The sequence below is a fragment of the Myxococcales bacterium genome (genome assembly GCA_016706225.1).
In the GTDB taxonomy this organism is placed as follows: domain Bacteria; phylum Myxococcota_A; class Polyangia; order Polyangiales; family Polyangiaceae; genus JADJKB01.
Window position 1 is genome coordinate 200,444 of record JADJKB010000025.1, and the last position, 15,788, is coordinate 216,231.

General features: G+C 66.6%; 18 protein-coding genes. 12 read left to right on the top strand and 6 right to left on the bottom strand.

The window, feature by feature from the left end:
- Nucleotides 1-2: 2 nt before the first annotated feature.
- Nucleotides 3-2,255 carry an amidohydrolase family protein gene (locus IPI67_39485; GenBank protein MBK7586256.1) on the bottom strand — a complete coding sequence of 751 codons (2,253 nt, stop codon included), beginning with the start codon at nt 2,253-2,255 and terminating at the stop codon, nt 3-5.
- A 139-nt stretch (nt 2,256-2,394) separates the two neighbouring features.
- Here IPI67_39485 and IPI67_39490 point away from each other — a divergent pair, with 139 nt between their 5' ends.
- Both IPI67_39490 and IPI67_39495 read left to right on the top strand, forming a co-directional pair.
- On the top strand, nt 2,395-3,888 hold the full coding sequence (locus IPI67_39490) for a sigma-54-dependent Fis family transcriptional regulator (protein ID MBK7586257.1): 1,494 nt from the start codon (nt 2,395-2,397) through the stop codon (nt 3,886-3,888).
- A gap of 47 nt (nt 3,889-3,935) precedes the next feature.
- Nucleotides 3,936-4,271 carry a hypothetical protein gene (locus IPI67_39495; GenBank protein ID MBK7586258.1) on the top strand — a complete coding sequence of 112 codons (336 nt, stop codon included), beginning with the start codon at nt 3,936-3,938 and terminating at the stop codon, nt 4,269-4,271.
- A 3-nt stretch (nt 4,272-4,274) separates the two neighbouring features.
- On the opposite strand, the gene IPI67_39500 is transcribed toward IPI67_39495, so the two are convergent.
- Nucleotides 4,275-4,427 carry a hypothetical protein gene (locus IPI67_39500; protein MBK7586259.1) on the bottom strand — a complete coding sequence of 51 codons (153 nt, stop codon included), beginning with the start codon at nt 4,425-4,427 and terminating at the stop codon, nt 4,275-4,277.
- A 16-nt stretch (nt 4,428-4,443) separates the two neighbouring features.
- Here IPI67_39500 and IPI67_39505 point away from each other — a divergent pair, with 16 nt between their 5' ends.
- The 3 genes from IPI67_39505 (at nt 4,444) to IPI67_39515 (ending at nt 6,450) form a co-directional block, all read left to right on the top strand.
- The gene (locus IPI67_39505; protein ID MBK7586260.1) at nt 4,444-5,361 is read left to right on the top strand and encodes a hypothetical protein; all 918 of its coding nucleotides are present in this window, start codon (nt 4,444-4,446) and stop codon (nt 5,359-5,361) included.
- Between the two features lie 439 nt (nt 5,362-5,800).
- Nucleotides 5,801-6,055, top strand: coding sequence for a hypothetical protein (locus IPI67_39510; protein ID MBK7586261.1), 255 nt, complete (start codon nt 5,801-5,803; stop codon nt 6,053-6,055).
- A complete protein-coding gene (locus IPI67_39515; protein MBK7586262.1) occupies nt 6,052-6,450 on the top strand; it encodes a type II toxin-antitoxin system VapC family toxin in 399 nt (132 codons plus the stop codon). The genes IPI67_39510 and IPI67_39515 overlap by 4 nt, the downstream gene beginning before the upstream one ends.
- A 234-nt stretch (nt 6,451-6,684) precedes the next feature.
- Here the strand turns inward: IPI67_39515 and IPI67_39520 are convergent, their stop codons facing one another.
- The gene (locus IPI67_39520) at nt 6,685-7,431 is read right to left on the bottom strand and encodes a Sir2 family NAD-dependent protein deacetylase (GenBank protein MBK7586263.1); all 747 of its coding nucleotides are present in this window, start codon (nt 7,429-7,431) and stop codon (nt 6,685-6,687) included.
- Nucleotides 7,432-8,006: 575 nt separating this feature from the next.
- On the opposite strand from IPI67_39520, the gene IPI67_39525 reads away from it, so the two are divergent.
- From IPI67_39525 to IPI67_39535, 3 genes are all read left to right on the top strand, one after another.
- Nucleotides 8,007-8,534 carry a hypothetical protein gene (locus IPI67_39525; GenBank protein ID MBK7586264.1) on the top strand — a complete coding sequence of 176 codons (528 nt, stop codon included), beginning with the start codon at nt 8,007-8,009 and terminating at the stop codon, nt 8,532-8,534.
- Nucleotides 8,535-8,755: 221 nt separating this feature from the next.
- Nucleotides 8,756-8,920 (top strand): hypothetical protein, encoded by a 165-nt coding sequence (locus IPI67_39530; protein ID MBK7586265.1) that lies wholly within the window; start codon nt 8,756-8,758, stop codon nt 8,918-8,920.
- Nucleotides 8,917-10,110, top strand: a complete 1,194-nt coding sequence (locus IPI67_39535; GenBank protein MBK7586266.1) for a hypothetical protein — start codon at nt 8,917-8,919, stop codon at nt 10,108-10,110. Before IPI67_39530 ends, IPI67_39535 begins: the two co-directional genes overlap by 4 nt.
- Nucleotides 10,111-10,171: 61 nt before the next feature.
- Here the strand turns inward: IPI67_39535 and IPI67_39540 are convergent, their stop codons facing one another.
- Nucleotides 10,172-10,525: a hypothetical protein gene (locus IPI67_39540; protein MBK7586267.1), complete on the bottom strand. Its 354-nt coding sequence runs from the start codon at nt 10,523-10,525 to the stop codon at nt 10,172-10,174.
- A 953-nt stretch (nt 10,526-11,478) separates the two neighbouring features.
- Between IPI67_39540 and IPI67_39545 the strand changes: the two genes are divergently transcribed.
- On the top strand, nt 11,479-12,333 hold the full coding sequence (locus IPI67_39545; GenBank protein ID MBK7586268.1) for a hypothetical protein: 855 nt from the start codon (nt 11,479-11,481) through the stop codon (nt 12,331-12,333).
- Nucleotides 12,330-13,115 (top strand): SPFH domain-containing protein, encoded by a 786-nt coding sequence (locus tag IPI67_39550; protein ID MBK7586269.1) that lies wholly within the window; start codon nt 12,330-12,332, stop codon nt 13,113-13,115. Before IPI67_39545 ends, IPI67_39550 begins: the two co-directional genes overlap by 4 nt.
- Before the next feature lie 10 nt (nt 13,116-13,125).
- On the opposite strand, the gene IPI67_39555 is transcribed toward IPI67_39550, so the two are convergent.
- On the bottom strand, nt 13,126-13,551 hold the full coding sequence (locus tag IPI67_39555; protein MBK7586270.1) for an OsmC family protein: 426 nt from the start codon (nt 13,549-13,551) through the stop codon (nt 13,126-13,128).
- A gap of 199 nt (nt 13,552-13,750) precedes the next feature.
- On the opposite strand from IPI67_39555, the gene IPI67_39560 reads away from it, so the two are divergent.
- Complete coding sequence (locus tag IPI67_39560; GenBank protein MBK7586271.1) at nt 13,751-14,839, top strand: hypothetical protein; 1,089 nt, start codon at nt 13,751-13,753, stop codon at nt 14,837-14,839.
- Here the strand turns inward: IPI67_39560 and IPI67_39565 are convergent.
- Nucleotides 14,827-15,324, bottom strand: a complete 498-nt coding sequence (locus tag IPI67_39565; protein MBK7586272.1) for a hypothetical protein — start codon at nt 15,322-15,324, stop codon at nt 14,827-14,829. The two genes, IPI67_39560 and IPI67_39565, sit on opposite strands and share 13 nt — an antisense overlap.
- On the opposite strand from IPI67_39565, the gene IPI67_39570 reads away from it, so the two are divergent.
- Nucleotides 15,308-15,586 (top strand): PQQ-binding-like beta-propeller repeat protein, encoded by a 279-nt coding sequence (locus IPI67_39570; GenBank protein MBK7586273.1) that lies wholly within the window; start codon nt 15,308-15,310, stop codon nt 15,584-15,586. The two genes, IPI67_39565 and IPI67_39570, sit on opposite strands and share 17 nt — an antisense overlap.
- Nucleotides 15,587-15,788 lie beyond the last annotated feature (202 nt).

Consider the following 15,788-nt stretch of genomic DNA (forward strand, 5'->3'; position numbering starts at 1 on the left):
GCTCACGAGCCCGACGGGCACTTCACTAGCGGAGCGATGGGCGAGAAGTCCCACTGCGTCAGGTTCTGGTCATCGTACGACTGAAGCTCGCCGGAGATCACGTTGACGATGTCGGCGTATGTCTGGCCGAGCTTGTTGCTGGCCGTGCCGCCATTCTCGGCGACGCACACGAACTTGTCGGCCCCGCACATCGGCAGCGCCTCGCAGGCGGGTCCCGGCGGGGCTAGTGCGGCGAGTGCTGCATCGCCGTAGAGCGTGCGACCGCCGACCAGGACCATGCGGACGTTCTTGGGCTCCGTCGCGAGCAAGGCGTCGTAGGGAGCGGAGGCATCGCCGCCGATCACGAACAGGTCTGCCTTTTTGCCCACCGCAATGGACCCGATCACGTTGCTGAGACCGAGGGCCTTTGCGGGGTTGACCGTTACCATCTCGAACAGCTGTTTGGGGGTGAGGATGTTGCCCCAAGCGCCGTCGTCGACCTGACTGGCGAAGCGCAGCTCATCGAGCAGGTTCTGGCTACCACCGATGGACCAATCGGGTGCCAGGCTCACGTTGAGCCCCTTGGAGAGGGCGAGCGGAATGTTGGTGGTCTTGGTGTAGTCCACACCGGAGCCGTAGAGGAACACGTTGGAGCGCGGTGACCAGACCAGACCCATGCCGCGCTCGGCCATGGTCGTGAACTCGGCGTCGCCGAAGGCCGTTCCGTGCACGATGGAAGTCTGCGGGGCGTGCAGACAGCCGTCGACCGTCGGCACCGTCCAGAGTTTGTCGAACTCGTTGAGCGACGTGGCATCCACACCCTCGCCGAGGTGAACCAGGTACGAGTCCGTCTTGCCGGTCGCGAGGTTGCTGCACACACTGTTTGCGCTCGTGGTGTTGGGGAACAACGTTGCTGCTTGCACCTTGTCCCCTGGCAGGTCGTTCGAGCTCTGGTCGATGGTGCGCGCGAGCGAGCCGTAGCAGGCTTTGTTGGCGGGGTTCGCCGCGCCGGCAATGCTGGTCGTGCCGGCAATCAGGCCCTTGAGCTCCCCGTACTTGTTCAGCTCGCAGCCGATGCTGACCGGCGAGCTGTACTCGCCATTCAGGTATTGTTTGGCGTCGACCATCGCCCCGTAGCGGGCGTCGCCCGGCCACTGGTTGTGATTGACGTAGACCTTGGTCGGCGACCAGTCCGATTCGTCGAAGATGTCGAACAAGATGTGGTTGTGCGTGTCGATGAGGCCCGGCAGGATGATGCCGTTCGTGGCCACGATGCTCGGGCCGGGGCTCATCTGTTGAACCGCGCTCGCGCAGCTCTCGGCGACGCAGGTGATGGTCTCGCCGTCGATCAGCACTTCGCCGGCGAAGAAGCCCGCCTCCGTGACGACGGTGCCTCGCAGCAGGATCTTGTCGGCTGCGCCCTGCTGGACGATCTGAGCGTCCCCGGCTGGTGGCGGCACATCGGCTGCACACGTCCCGCCGGAGCAGCTCATCTCGGTGCCGCAGAGGGTGCCGTCCGTGACGTTCGTGTGGGTACAGCCGGCCAGTGCGTCGCAAGCGTCGGCGGTGCAGGGGTTGGCGTCGTCGCAGGAAATCGCCGCGCCGGCAGCGCAGACGCAGGTCGACGACCACGTCTCACCCGCCGTGCAGGCATCAGCATCGTCACATTCGGCTCCAACCGCGCACGTCGGACCGTTCGATGTGCCCTGTGTGCACCCGATCGCCGCGGACTGCCACGGCCCGCTGTCCCCTTGACGACCGAAACACTGCCCGGACGCGCTCGAAGCAGTGGGCCCACCGACCGTGGCGTCCAGGTAGCTCGTCGAGCAGACCCCCGCCGAGAGTGGCGAGCTGATGAGCCGGCACGCATCGGCGGTTTTCGCGTTCACGTACGAGTACGGGACCCACACGAGCTCGCCGGGACCCACGAGTCCGCAGGTCGCCGCTCGCCCGGCGGCGGCACACGTGCTGGAGGTCGCGGCGTGGTTCACATTGCTGTCGGTGACGCGCTTGGGGGCGCCGCCACCTTCGACGTCGTCCACGAACCAGCAGCTCGAGTCGATTACGATGTCGATCGTCGCCGCGGTGGGGTTGTAAAGCTCGATGTAGCCGGAGGTTCCGGTGGCGCACTCGTTCACCACGAGGGCCGCGCCGGTCAGGGCCTGCGTCTCGGTCCCCACCGACTCCGTCTGGGGTGATCGGGTCTCGGCGGAACACGCCAACAGAGTCAGCGCAAAGGGCAGGGAGATCAGGCTGAGGGGGCGGCTGCGCATCATGGGGTGTCTCCTATCGACAGCGGCCCAACAGCACGGGCCATGCCAGCGGCCTGGCCCAGGAGAAGTCGCAATAAGTCGCGGGATCTGCGGTGATGGAGTTGCGCTAAAGCAACTATTAGTGCATGCGTTGCTAGTAGATATGTCGGCTAGCAACTTACTCGAGCTGCGCTTCCACGCCGCCGCGGAGGAGCGGATCGAGCGCGTGGTGCTCGAGGCGGCGATGGAGCGCACGGGCGCGCGCTTCGGTGCCTTGTTCGTCTGGGACGAGACCGAGAAGGCTCTGCGGCTCGACTTCCATGTGGTCGACGGAGTCGTGATGACCGTGCCGGGGCTCTTGCTGCGCCACCGGACCGACGGGCGTCCGGACGGCATCGCACTCTGGGTGTTCCGGAACAACCAACCCTACCGCTCCGACGACACCTCACGCGATCCCCACTACGCGAAGTATTTGATCGACGTTCGCTCGATCGTCGCGGTGCCCATCCCGTATCAGCGCCGTCCGATCGGAGTACTCAGCGTGTCGAGCGCTGAACCGAGCGCCTTCGCCGCAGATACCGAGGAAGCTCTGGGCGAGGTGGCGCGAAGCGCAGCGAAGTTTCTGCGGCGCGCTCACATGTACCGGGCCGGCGCAGGCGCCAAACGACGTCCTTTCCTGCTCAAGGGGCTCTCGCCCGAGTGGCTCTGGCTCGAACACCAGATCGAACAGGTCGCCGAGACGGACATCCCGGTGTTGATCCAGGGCGAGAGTGGCACCGGCAAGGAGCTGGTCGCTCACTCCATCCACTTCAATAGCAAGCGTCGCGAGGCCCCCTTCGTCTCCGTCAACTGCGCGGCAATCCCCGAGCAACTGCTGGAGAGCATGTTGTTCGGGCACGTGAAGGGTGCGTTCACCGGTGCGACCTTCACCAAGCTCGGGGAGCTGGAGAAGGCCAACGGCGGAACGCTGTTTCTGGACGAGGTCGGCGACCTCGCGCCGTCGCTGCAAGCGAAGTTGCTGCGGGTGCTCGAAGCCCGGGAGATCCTGCCCGTCGGCAGCAACGGGGCGCCAAAACCCATCGACGTGCGCCTGATCTGCGCTACCCACCGCGATCTTCCGGACATGGTTCGGGCCGGCACCTTCCGCGAGGATCTCTACTACCGCGTTGGCGTCGTCACGCTCGAGTTGCCGGCGCTTCGTTCGTACAAGAACAACCTCGAGGTGATCGCCGAGACCTTTCTCCGGCGCGCCGCACAAGATCTCGGGCGCGGCGATCTGCGCCTCAGCGCTGGCGCCGTGGCCGCGCTCGAAGCCCATGATTTCCCCGGCAACTTGCGGGAGCTGCGCAACTGCATGGAGTACGCCGCAGCCATGGTGACGAGCGACGAGATCGGCCCTGAAGACCTGCCCGCACCACTGCGTCGCAACGTGGACCGCAGGCGGGAGCCCGACCCTCCGCTGAAGGGCCTGCTCGAGCTGAGGGAGGAGTGGCTGGCCCCGCTCGAACGACGTTACTTGTTGGAGCTATTGAACCAGTGCGGCGGCAACGTGCGCGAGGCGGCAGAGCAGGCCGGCGTGAACACCGTCACCATGTACCGGCTGCTGAAGCGCCGAGGTTTGATCGTCGGCCGCGCGGCGAAGCTAGCCCCCGCCTAGCCAAGGTCTCCGCAGACGACGGCAAGACCGTCACGGCGCCATATCGCGTGGACGCTGGGACGGGAGCGGCTCACTTCTACCCGAGCTTGGCGTACGGCGACGACGACACGCTCGTGGTGGCTTGGCAAACAGCGGATCGCAAGGGCACGGTCGCTCGTTTGTTCGACCGAAACGGCGAGCCGCGGTTCAACGCCGTTGGGTGCGACGACAAGGCGTTCGCGGTCGGGGTACGAGCAAACGAAGGCATGCAGGGCACACCTTCGGCCCTGTTCACGGCGGGCAACCTGTGGGTCATGCACTCGGGCCAACCGGGCTACGATTCCGTTGCCATGGGCACGGTTGGGTGGCGCATGGAGTGGCAGCGACTCTGGCCGGCGCGCTGAGTCTCACGTCGTCCCAGTCCGGCGCGAGGCCAACGAACGGTTGCGCTCGCGTGCGCGGTCGCGAGGTCGACTGCCCGCGTCGATGAAATCGTGCGCCAGCACCGCGCACTGATTGCCGAGAAATAGCGCCGAGCGCAGAGCTTTCGGCTTGCGCATTGCGGTAGAAGTCTCAGTGGAAGCCGCATTTCGTGGCGCGAAGCTTGCAGCCATTCCGAACGGCAACATGGCCCGCTCCGCATCCGCGTCTCGGCGCTTCGCGGGCAGCCTCCTGCTCAGTAGCGTCATTCACACATCGCTGTTCGTGATGTTGGCGACCGGCGGATCTGTGACCGCGCGTGACCTGCAGCTCTACGAGATCGAGATCGAGCCGGAGCCGCCTCGCGCCGCGGTTGCTGCCGCGCCGGAGGCGCCGCCGCCGTCCGAGGCCCGCGACGAGTCTGCCGAGCCTGGAGCCGGCGGCCCGGCTCCGCTCCCCGGAGCCGTGAACGAACGGCATCCGGCGGGACCGCGAGTCAACTTCCAGATCGGAGCGAACACGCCCATCGGCAACGCGGCCGTGCCACCTGCTGCGCAGGCGGGCAGAGTCCTCGCCGTCGAGGGAGAGGGCGACGTCGTGGACTTCACGATGGTGCAAGGCTCGGCGGGTCGCTACGCGGGTGGCCTCACCGCTTCGAGCGGCACCAGCGAGACCAAGGTCACGGACCCACGCGCGACCGGCGCCGGGATGGCTCCGCGCAATGCGGTGACCGCGGGGCCAGCAACCACCAAACCCGCAGCGGCGCACGCAGCGCAGACCAGGCCCCCGCCGAGCCAGGCCAGCTCCGCACGACCGGTCGTCACAGCCTGGAGTTGCGCGTTTCCCCCGCAAGCCGACGTCGACCAGATCCACTTCGCGCGCGTCCTGGTGGCGGTGACCGTGCACACCGACGGCCATGCGCTGGCGGTGACCGTGCTGTCCGATCCCGGTCACGGTTTTGGCGCCTCCGCACGCGCCTGCGCCCTCGGTCAGCGCTTCCGGGCGGCGCGCGACGCAGCCGGACGGCCCATCACTGCGACGACGCCCCCCTTCCATGTGACCTTCACTCGCTGAATCAAACGGCATCGGCCGGAATCCGGCTCTCGACTCTGACTCGTGTTTCGCCCTTTCGGGCGAAACACGAGGGCTCCAGGGGTCAGGCTCCAGGCTACAGGCTTGGGAGCGCGCGTCGAGCGATCGAATGAGCCCCTGGAGCGCACGGACGAGCTCGTCGTACGCGGGTTCGAGCCGTTCATGAGCCGGTGGCGCGAGGACCCTTCGCCCGCGTCCGCACTTGCGCTCACCCCCGCCGCCACATCGCGCCCATGGCGATGATCACGGCGAGGATCCCGAGCGCGAGCACGGCGCCTCACAGAGTCCTGCGTTCCACTCGCAACGGAAGGCAAAGATCGCATGAGTCCGAGATTGTGTCGCCTTTCCGAGCCGCGGACCTCGCGCGCGGCGTCGATCATGCCGATTGCGCATTCACTGCTGAAGTCATAGACTGCACTGGATGAAAGCATTGACAGTCCGCGACGTGGATGGGGAGCTGGCGCGCGCCCTCGAACGCGAGAAGAAACGCCGCGGTTCCTCGCTGAACCAGACGGTGCTGCAGCTACTCAGGCAAGCGCTCGGGCTCGACTCGACTGCGGTCCGGTCCAACTCGCTCGGGAAGCTCGCCGGGACCTGGTCGAAGGAAGACCTGGCGCGCTTCGAGCGAGACACGTCCATGTTCGAGCGTGTCGACGAAGAGATCTGGAAGCGATGAGGATCTGCCTCGACACCTCCGCGTACAGCCACTTCAAGCGCGGTGCGCCCACGGCCATCGAGGTCATCGACGCGGCGGAATGGGTGGGCTTCCCCGCGGTCGCCCTGGGTGAGCTGCGCACGGGCTTTGCACTCGGGCGCAAGTCGCCCGAGAACGAACGCGAGCTAGCGGCGTTCCTGCGGAACCCGGTGGTGGAAGTCCTCGACGTCGATGATGCGGCTTCGCGCATTTACGCGGAAATAGTGGTGGCGCTGCGCAAGGCAGGGACACCGCTCCCGACGAACGACATCTGGATCGCTGCCGTTGCGGCCCGCGAGGGCGCCTCGGTGGTCACCTTCGACGAGCACTTCCGGGCGATCCCGCGGGTGGGGAGCGTGGTGCTGGGCGCGTCGTAGACGCCCCTGCACTTGATTGGAGTGTCCGTTACCCCCGAGTCCATGCGGGTGTTTCGCGCCGCGCGGCCCAACTGCGAGGTCCAGGTCGGTGACCTTGACCAGTAGGGGCGGTACTGACGAAGATCGTGACCTTCTGGATATTGACCGTTCCTTCCAATTTTTCTGAGCCCAGAATTTCTTCGTGGCGTTCGTGGCGTCTCCCGTGGGCGCCGTGGTGACAAAATCTTCTCTTCTTCAAGCCACGGCGGCAGGCAAGACGCTGACGACGTCGTCGTCGATGCGCAGGGTGGCCAGGCGATCGTGGGCCGTCTCGCCGCGGTTGACGATCACGTAGGGCGCTCCCCGACGCGCTCCCGCGAGCGGCACGTCGGCAGCCGGAGTGACCACCAGCGAGGAGCCGAGCGCGAGCACCAGGTCGGCCCGCTCGGCCGCACGCATCGCCGCGCCCAGGAGCGTCATGTCGAGGGCTTGCCCGAACATCACCACCGCCGGCTTCATCAGCGCGCCACACGCCGTGCAGGCGGGCGGCTCGCGCGTCCGCTCGAAATCGGTCATGCAGCGCTCGACGGGCTCGCGGCGCCGGCACTCGACGCACTCCACCTCGGAGTTCGTGCCGTGAAGCTCGATCAGCTTCTTCGAGCTCGTCCCTGCCGCCTGGTGCAGCCCATCGATGTTCTGGGTGACCAGGCTCTCGAGCTTGCCGCGCCGCTCGAGCTCGACCAGCGCCAGGTGCGCGGCGTTGGGACGGGCGTCGCGAAAGCCGAGGTAGCCCTCGAGCTTGTACTCCCAGTACTCGCGCCGCGCGTCCTCGTCCGCCATGAACTCCTGGAAGTAGACCGGCGCGCGCTTCTGCCAGACCCCGGTCGGACCGCGAAAATCCGGGATGCCGCTGCCCGTGGAGATGCCGGCGCCGGTGAACACCAGGACGCGAGAGGAGCGCTCGATGAGCTCGCGTAGCTTGTCGGTATCGACGGACATCACTCTGGGTCGATACGCCAGACTTTGCCGTCGAAGTCGGTGACGTACAGCTCGCCGACCGCGTCTTGCCCGAACGACGAGATCGATCCCGGCTTGCCCGCCGAGGTGATGTCGGCGGTGATCTCGGCGTCCGCTAGCTTCGCACGATCGGTTTGCTTGGGCTAGCCGCCGTGGCAGCGCCGGCTCTCCGTGCTCGGCGTCGCGTCGGCCGCGTGGACTCGGAAAAAAACCAGGCGCGATGACAGGGGGCACCACATGCGCACGCGCGGGCCCGAGGACATCCCGCGCTGTCCGTATGACGTGGCGATCGTGCCTCCGCGCCTCGCGGCCGACGAGCGTGAGTGCCTGAGCGAGCGGCGCTGGGGCACGCTTGTGCTCGAGGGTGGGGCGACGAGCGACTGCAGAGCTCGTCACGTCCTGAGATCTTGACCGCGTTGCTCGGTGGGATCCGCCGTGCGAAGCCGCAACGATTGACCATGGCCAGCGCAGAAGTCAGGGCGCACCATGTGGGCGATGCTGACGACAACGGACGGGGCTCGCCTGGCTGTTCGGACTGAGCAGGTAGCGTGAGGCAGGCCTTGGCGCTTCGATCTTCCTTCGCGCGGCGGACGGATCTACTGGCAGCAGTGGCGGCCGGCCTCGCCCCCACAGCGAGCGCCTGCTCCGCCACGAGCGCCGGAGGGGGCAGCGCTGCCGAGGGTGGAACGACTGCGACCGACGGCGGCACCGGGTTGGGCGGCGCCGGCACCGGCGGCACCGGCGGCTACGTGCTGACTTGCCCGACGATGGACGACGGTGCGGAGGTCCTCCGCAACAACATCATCGACGTGGTCGACGTCGTTGCGGACGACACACACCTCTACTGGCCGTTTCACGCTGGTGAGGGTGGCGCCGACATGTTCCGCGTCTATCGACTGGCCGTGACGCCCGACTCCGTGCTCGAGAACCCTCAGAACACGCCATGCGGTGAGGAAACAGAATGGCCCAGCTCCTTGCCAAAGCGTTCTCGTTGTTTGGCGTCGGCCTGTGCGTGGCAACCGCCTGCGACGACTCGGAAGTCCCGCACGCGCCCACGCGTGCACGGACTTGACCCCCGTCAACAATGACCGGGGCACCGTCGAGACACGCACTCCAGAATCTGAGATGATGCGTTTGCGTACACACGCTCGGAGGTTGGCATGATGTCGCACGCACGCACGCACGCACGCACGCTCGCACGTGCTGCGACAACGGGGGTGGGAAGTTCTGGGCGCCCATGATGATGTGTCCGGGAAGTGCGCTGCCGGATGCGGCGTGCACCGAGTGCTGCGTGGTTTCCGAGAGTCCCGTGGACGTGGAATTCATGCGCCTGGGCGCCTGCGGCGGAGCCACGATGACCGCGGATCAGTGCAACCTCGTCTGCTGTAGCATGGGTGCCTGGACTGGGTTTGTGGCAAAGGCGGAGTGCCAGCCGAACGGAGGCGTGCCGCTGGAGCGGGAGTACTGCTTGTGAGCCGGTGCTCGGTTGCCCTGGTGTGCCTCGCTCTCGGTTGCGGGCAGACGACCACGGATGCGCCAGCGAGCGGCGGGGGCGGGAGCTCGGGGACCGGCGGCGAGGGCGGCGGGTGCGTCGGAACGCACTGGCGCTGGCTGCCGCCGTCTCCGGGCGCGTCGCCTCGCACGGACCATGGCGCGACCGCCTTCGAAGGCGACGTATTCGTCTGGGGAGGCCGTTTCGAGAAGCTGCGCGGAGACGGCGTGCGCATCCCTGCGGGTCCGAGCGCGAGTCCCATCTCGCTCCCCGATGCGGGCGCGCCGAGTCCGCGGATGAACCACGCCATGGTCGTCGCCGGCGGAATGCTGGTGGTCTGGGGCGGCGACGGGTACGAACAAGGCGTGTTGGGTGATGGTGCTCGATTCGACCCCGTCGCAGGCGTGTGGACACCCGTGGCCAGTGTCGGAGCGCCCAGTGCACGCGGCGTGGACAAGTTCGGGGTGGTGGGAGGCGGCTTGCTCGTGTGGGACGGGTACACGAAAGATGGCGTGCTTCTCAGCGACGGAGCGCTGTACGACCTGAACTCCGATTCGTGGTCGCCCGTGGATCCCGCGCCCCTCCAGTGCTTCGGTTGCGTGACGGTCACCGCTGGGGAGTATGGCGTGCTGACCCACGGCGAACTGCATGAGTCGAAGGAGGTCGCCGGTTACCTGTTCGACGCGAAGACAGGCAAGTGGAAGCTGCCTCCGACGGACGGCCAAATCGGGGCTCGCGACGGCGCGGTCGCGGTCTGGTCGCCGGCGAACGAAGAGGTCATCATTTGGGGTGGCGGGGACGCTTCCAAGTTCCGTGACGACGGTGCTCGCTTCTCAATCCCGGAGTGGAAGTGGAAAGCGATGTCTGGCGCCGGCGCCCCTTCTGCCCGATCGGGTGCAGCGGGCGCGGTGCTCCCCGCCTTGGGCGAGGCAGGGAAGTTAGTTGTCTTCGGTGGTACCGGTGTGGAAGGGCTGCTGGCTACGGGCGGGATTTACGACATCGCGACGGACACATGGACACCGCTCCCGAAGGACGAGTGCGCCCCTCCAGCGCGCGCACTCCACAGCATGACCGTACTCGGTGCCGGAGACCGCGCAGTGGTTTGGGGCGGGATCGGATCCGACAAACTAAACCCCGCGCCGGAGCAAGGCTGGGTGCTCTCCCCGGAATGATGCGTGCTCTGCAGCGCGTACCTGTTGAAAGCCGCACTCCAGTCGTAGCCCCAGCTCGAATTCACCCGAACTGACGTCGGATGGTGGCGCATGGAAAACGCCGACAATTCGGGCTTGCGGCCCGAGGCCCGACGCCAAACGCCGTGGCGTTGCGGAGCTGCTGCGCAACCCAGCTCGAGCTCGGGTTGCTCGTCACCCCCACGCTCACGATCTTGCGCGACCCAAGCTCGATGATGAAGAACGCAACGAGCGGCCGGAACCAGATGTCGTAGGTCTGGATGAAGTCGCACGCCCAGATTTGGTGCATGTGATTGCGTAGGAAGGTCGCCCAAGTTTGGCCCGACGGCGGGCGCGGTCGCGCCGACCGCATGTACTTCTGCACGGTGCGCTTGGCGACGCGGATGCCGAGCTTCAAAGCTCGGCTCCGGATGCGCTCCGCGCCCCAGGAGCCGGTTGTCCCGCGCGATTCTCTGGATGAGCTCCACGGTTTCCGCTGCGACCCGCGGCGCAGCGGCCCTGGGGTGGCGTGACTTCCAGCGCCAGAAGAGTCGAACCCCGTGACGATGCCTGCGAAGCACGGTCTGTGGCTGGATCAGAAGAATGGCGCTCTGCCAATGGCGAGCGAGACTTGCCAGGAGGACCATGGAGCCCGCGCTCGTGCGCCTTGAAGCTTGGGCGCGCGACCGATCACCCCGTCGGGTGTCACGAAGCGCGTCGCGCGGCGACGATGAGTTGCTGGCGCAGAAGGGTGTTCTCCGCGATGAGCTCCTCGCGCGACCGGAACGCGTCCTCGACGAGTCCGACGAAAAGAGACGTTGGCCGCGTCGTCGCCCGAACGGCGGAGTGCACCCTTCGCACCACGCCGGCGACGACGCCTCCAGCCCATCGAGCAAACACGGCCAGAACACGAGGGATTGTCGTGATATCGGCGCGCTGTTCAAGTCTTGTTCGCCTCCGATTTCCGGGCGATCATTCGGCGGATACCCGAAGTAGCCAACACAGCGCAAGGAAGCGGCGGTCCTTCGCGTCGCTCCCCTGGTCGGACTCCTCTACTCCGTCCTCGTTCTCTGGTTCGCCGAAGGCGCCCTCCAGAGCCCGCTGGCCAGGCTTCCTGTCCGACCGTGCTACGCGCACAAGCGCTACTTCTCTTCCCCGACATCCTCCGTACCGCCCGTCGTGCCCTCCACGGCATCGACGTTCTGGTTCCATTCAACCTTTCCGAGAACTTTACAACAACCTCGACGCCCCCAGATCGTCATCTGCAGCATGCACTGAACCCCACCGGTCGAGCGGACCCACTGAAGTCTGCAGCCTGAAGTCTGTAGCCTCGTGTTTCGCCCGAAAGGGCGAAATACGAGGCTGAGACGGTTGGCGGCGCGCCCGTTGCTCGCGGCGGCGGCGATCGACTATGCCGGACGGATGGAAGAGCTGATCGTTCTGCTCGTGCTCGCAGGCCTGGGGGCCTTCGGCCTGTTTCTACTGTACGCGCTGACCGGGATCATCATCGTGCAACCGTTCACTCAGGTGGTGGTGCTGCGCTTCGGCAAGTACAAACGCACCATCGAGGACAACGGCCTGGGGTACGTCTTCCCGCTGGGGCGCAAGCTGTACCGGATCTCGAGCCAGGTCGTGACGACGAACCTGCCACACCTCGTGGTGGTCGAGTCCAGCGGCAACCCCATCGAGGTGTCGGCGATGTGCTCCTACCGCGTGCGCGATGCGGCGCGCGCCGCGCTCGAGGTCGAAAACTACCCGCTGTTCGTGAACTCGTTGGCGACGGTCGTGGTCAAGAACATCTGCGCCCACTACCCATACGAGGCCGAGGACCCGGGCCAACCCAACCTCAAACACGAGAGTGAGGTGGTGACTCGTCACTTGATCACCACGCTGCAGGAGCTGTTGGTTCCGGCCGGGGTCGAGGTGCTCGACCTGCGTCTCAACGATCTCACCTACACCGCGGAGATCGCTCAATCCATGCTGCTCAGACAGCAGGCAGCCGCGATGGTGGATGCACGGCGCACCATGGTCCGGGGTGCGACCGAGACGGTGCGGGGTGCGCTGGGGAAGATGTCGAGCTCGGGCCTCCAGTTGCCGCCCCACGCGCTGGAGTCGCTGACCACGAACCTCATGATGGTGCTCTGCAGCGGAGAGCGCGTGCAGACGGTCATGCCCATCGCGGTCACTCTGGATCCGACGAGCCCCACAGCGCAGGTGCGGTCATGACCGAAGAGCTCGGAGAGCTGCTCGGGGTCGTGGTGGGGGTGGGCTTCATCCCGGGCCTGATCCTGCTGATCCTGATCTTGCGCGGGTTCTTCGTGGTCGAGCCGCGCGTCGCCTTCGTGGTGCTGTACTGGGGCAAGTACCGGCGCAGCATCGTGCAGCCTGGCATCCACTGGGCGTTCCCCATCGGGCTCGGATGGCGCCGGGTCTCGTTGCGCGATGCCATTGCCGAGATCCCGCTGACCACCATCGTGGACACCCACGGCAACCCGATCCAGGCCTCCGCGGTGTGTGTCTTTCACGTCGTCGATCCGGTGAAAGCGACGCTGGACGTGCAGGACTATCGTACCTTCGTGAACAACCAGGCCTCTACGGTGCTGAAGGCGGTGTGCTCGCGCTTCCCGTACGAGAGCGAGAACCCCAACCAGCCCTGTCTGAAGAAGGAGAGCGCGGAGATCATCCACGCCCTCGCGAGTCAGCTTCGAGGGCAGGTGCAGGCGGCGGGGGTCGACATTCGGCTGATCCGCCTGAACGATCTGGCCTACGCGCCGGAGATCGCACAATCCATGTTGCTGCGTCAGCAGGCCCAAGCGCTGGTGGACGCGCGACGCACGCTGGTCGAAGGCGCGCTGGACACGGTGAAGGATGCGCTGGAGACGCTGGCGCGGCTTGGCATCGTGCTGCCGGAGCCGAGTCGCAACTTCCTGGCCAGCAACCTGACGCTCCTCCTGTGCGCCGGGGAGCGGGGCGAGCAGCACTCGACGGTGGTGACGAGGCAGCGGTAGTCGGCTCGTCTCAGTGAACCGCCGCGGCCGTCTCGTGCTCCGGCGCTCGGGCCGTCGCCTCGATCACGAACTCGGGAGCGTCCTGGATCACACGCTTGACCGTGCACTTGGCCGCGACCCGTTCGAGCGCCGGCACGTACTTGGGCGGAAAACCAGCGGGCACGCTGATCTTCATCGTCACGCGCGCAAGCCGTCCGGCTTCGTCGAAGTCCTGGTGCTGGGTCAGCTCGATGCCGTCCGTCGGGATGTTGCGCGCCTGGCAGAAGCCGAGCACGTAGACCCCGGCGCAGGTCGCGAGCGAGGCGAGAAACAGCTCGAACGGCTCAGGTGCGCTGCCCTCGCCGCCGTGCAACGGGCTCTGATCGGTGTGGATGACCCGATCGCCAAAGAGGGCATCGACGCGCTTGTTCCCTGGGAATCTGACGGTGATATCCATGACCTTCGGTGAGAGCCGCGCGGGGCCCTTAGGGTTCGCGCTTTCTTCTTCGGGCACTCGGGCTTCCGGCTGAGCGCCGGCGGCCCCGGTTCCCGAAAGGGGTGCGGCGCTGTGTTTTCAAGGAGAATTTGAACTTTTTTCTGAGTATGGTCGCGAGTTTCTCCCAGTCGAGCTGTCTCGACGCCGCCGTGGAGGTGCCATGCCCCGAATGCGTTCGACCCTGCGACTCGCCCTCATGATTTCTTGGCCTGCGATTGCCGCCGCCCAGCCGGCGGGCGAAACGCCACCGCCGACCGAGCAGCCGAGCCCTCCTCCCGCGGCGCCAGCCGTGCCGAGTTACCCGGTTCCGGGGGCAGCCACCAACAACTGGGACGTGCTGGTCACCGCGGACAACCGAGTGCTCTACGTGCGGGTCGTTCGCCACGAGCCCGGGTCGTTCGTGACGTTTCAGCACCCGGACAAACGCGAAGAGACCTGGGCGTGGGCGCAGGTCAAGGTGGTGGCGCTGGTGCCGGATCGCACCGCGCTGGCGGGCGCGAGCGCGCCGGGCGGAACAGCTCCGGGCGCGACCCAGATTGGTCCTGGCGGAAGCGCGCAGCACGCGACCCGTCGCGATTGCGCCACTCGGCCTGGCGAGGTCTGTCGCGAGGACACGAACACCCGCGTGGACGGTCGCGGTGTGAGCTTCGGGCTTCAAGGGCAGAGTGTCAGCCGCGTGGTGACACCGCCGTCCCACGACTTGGGTGGCGCGCTGGAGCTTTCGGGCCTGTACGGCACCAGCACCGGTGATCTCGATCTCACGCTGATGGGCTACTCGATTCAGGGCGGATTGCGGCTGATGGCCGGCGGGCAGTTCCCCGGGCCGGAGGGTGGAGGCTGGAGTGGTCTCGGCCTCGATCTCATGGGGACGTTTCAGGGCGGCTTTGGTTCGGTGACGGCGGGCAACACCGAGGTGAAGTATGAACAGGCCACCGTGTCGGCGTCGCTGACGGCGGGTTACCAGTGGCTGCGCTTCGGCACGATGGAGCCGGCCACGCTCGAACAAGGTGGGTTCGGAGTGTTCTTGGGGTATCGCGCCGGCGCTGCTGCGACGTTCACCACGACGAAGGTGGGCGACAAAGAGAACGAGGACAGCAGCAGCAGCGTGGCGCACGGGCCGGTGCTCACGCTGAGTTTTCCAAAGTACAACGCCGGCACCGCCAAGCTGCGGCGTTGGACCATCAGCGCGATGGCCATCTACGTTTCGGAATTCGTGATCGTGACCGTCGGGGGCGGCTACACCTGGTAGGGGCCCGGCCGACGACACGCCTCAGCTCCCAGTAGGCGTTCTTGCCGGTCTGCTGCCGGCGGTGAACACGGTGGATGTGTGAGTGACCGGTGACGTGTGCAAGCACGTGATCGTAGCCGCCGACGAAGCTCTGCCACTCCTCCAGCGTCAGCGTGCCGGGCTGGGTCTTGGTGGTGCTGGGGTCCACCAGCGTGTGCGGCGGGCGGCGGTGCGTCATCCAGGGTGCGCTTCAGCACTGCGAGACCCGGGCCGGTCGCGGTGTCGCCGAACCCGTCGGCGAGCATCTGGTCCATCGCCTGTGGCTTTTGCGGGCTCAGCTCCTGAGTCGCGGTCTGGATGGGGTGGAGCACGCTCAGGCTCTCTTCCGTGGTGAGCGGCGCACGGGTCAGCGGCCGCAGTGTGGTGTCGGCCGCGACCGCAGCGTCGTCGCCACACGCCGTTGCGAGCAACAACACCCCCACGCTGGTGATGACTCGAGCGCGCATCCCGGCAGCATACGCTGAATCGAGCGGGCCGTTCTGTTACGTAGCTCCGGGGTTCTTCGTGAAGGGCACCAACACCCAGCACGTGCTCGCGGTGGACGCGCAGAGTGGCAAGGAGCTCTGGCGCGTGCCAGTGGAGTCTCCCGGAAGCTTCATCACCAGCGTGAGCGCAACGGCCGCGCGGGTGTACGTCGCCATCGGAGATTATTTGGTCGCTCAGACTGAGAAAGTCGTGCTCGACCTGGGGCGCGGTCGGGAGGACTAGCGAAGGGCACCCGGCTCAGGTCGGGTTGCGGCGGTCCGCCGGTCGGCGTGAGCGCCGGGTGGCGAAGAGCGCTGCTGCTAGACCGCGCTACCGATAGCAACACCGCTCGCATGACCGTCTCCCTCGATTGGTTCGCCTGACGCTAGCACGAACCGTCGTCCGTCTGGCGTGGAGAACTGAAGCCCATGCCGGCCCCCGCTCG

What these genes read in the sequence shown, in the direction of transcription:
- IPI67_39555 (MBK7586270.1), bottom strand. Translation starts at nt 13,551, where the DNA reads ATGGATATCACCGTCAGATTCCCAGGGAACAAGCGCGTCGATGCCCTC.
- IPI67_39570 (MBK7586273.1), top strand. Translation starts at nt 15,308, where the DNA reads ATGACTCGAGCGCGCATCCCGGCAGCATACGCTGAATCGAGCGGGCCG.
- IPI67_39565 (MBK7586272.1), bottom strand. Translation starts at nt 15,324, where the DNA reads ATGCGCGCTCGAGTCATCACCAGCGTGGGGGTGTTGTTGCTCGCAACG.
- IPI67_39490 (MBK7586257.1), top strand. Translation starts at nt 2,395, where the DNA reads ATGTCGGCTAGCAACTTACTCGAGCTGCGCTTCCACGCCGCCGCGGAG.
- IPI67_39485 (MBK7586256.1), bottom strand. Translation starts at nt 2,255, where the DNA reads ATGATGCGCAGCCGCCCCCTCAGCCTGATCTCCCTGCCCTTTGCGCTG.
- IPI67_39560 (MBK7586271.1), top strand. Translation starts at nt 13,751, where the DNA reads ATGCCCCGAATGCGTTCGACCCTGCGACTCGCCCTCATGATTTCTTGG.
- IPI67_39510 (MBK7586261.1), top strand. Translation starts at nt 5,801, where the DNA reads ATGAAAGCATTGACAGTCCGCGACGTGGATGGGGAGCTGGCGCGCGCC.
- IPI67_39500 (MBK7586259.1), bottom strand. Translation starts at nt 4,427, where the DNA reads ATGCGCAAGCCGAAAGCTCTGCGCTCGGCGCTATTTCTCGGCAATCAG.
- IPI67_39515 (MBK7586262.1), top strand. Translation starts at nt 6,052, where the DNA reads ATGAGGATCTGCCTCGACACCTCCGCGTACAGCCACTTCAAGCGCGGT.
- IPI67_39550 (MBK7586269.1), top strand. Translation starts at nt 12,330, where the DNA reads ATGACCGAAGAGCTCGGAGAGCTGCTCGGGGTCGTGGTGGGGGTGGGC.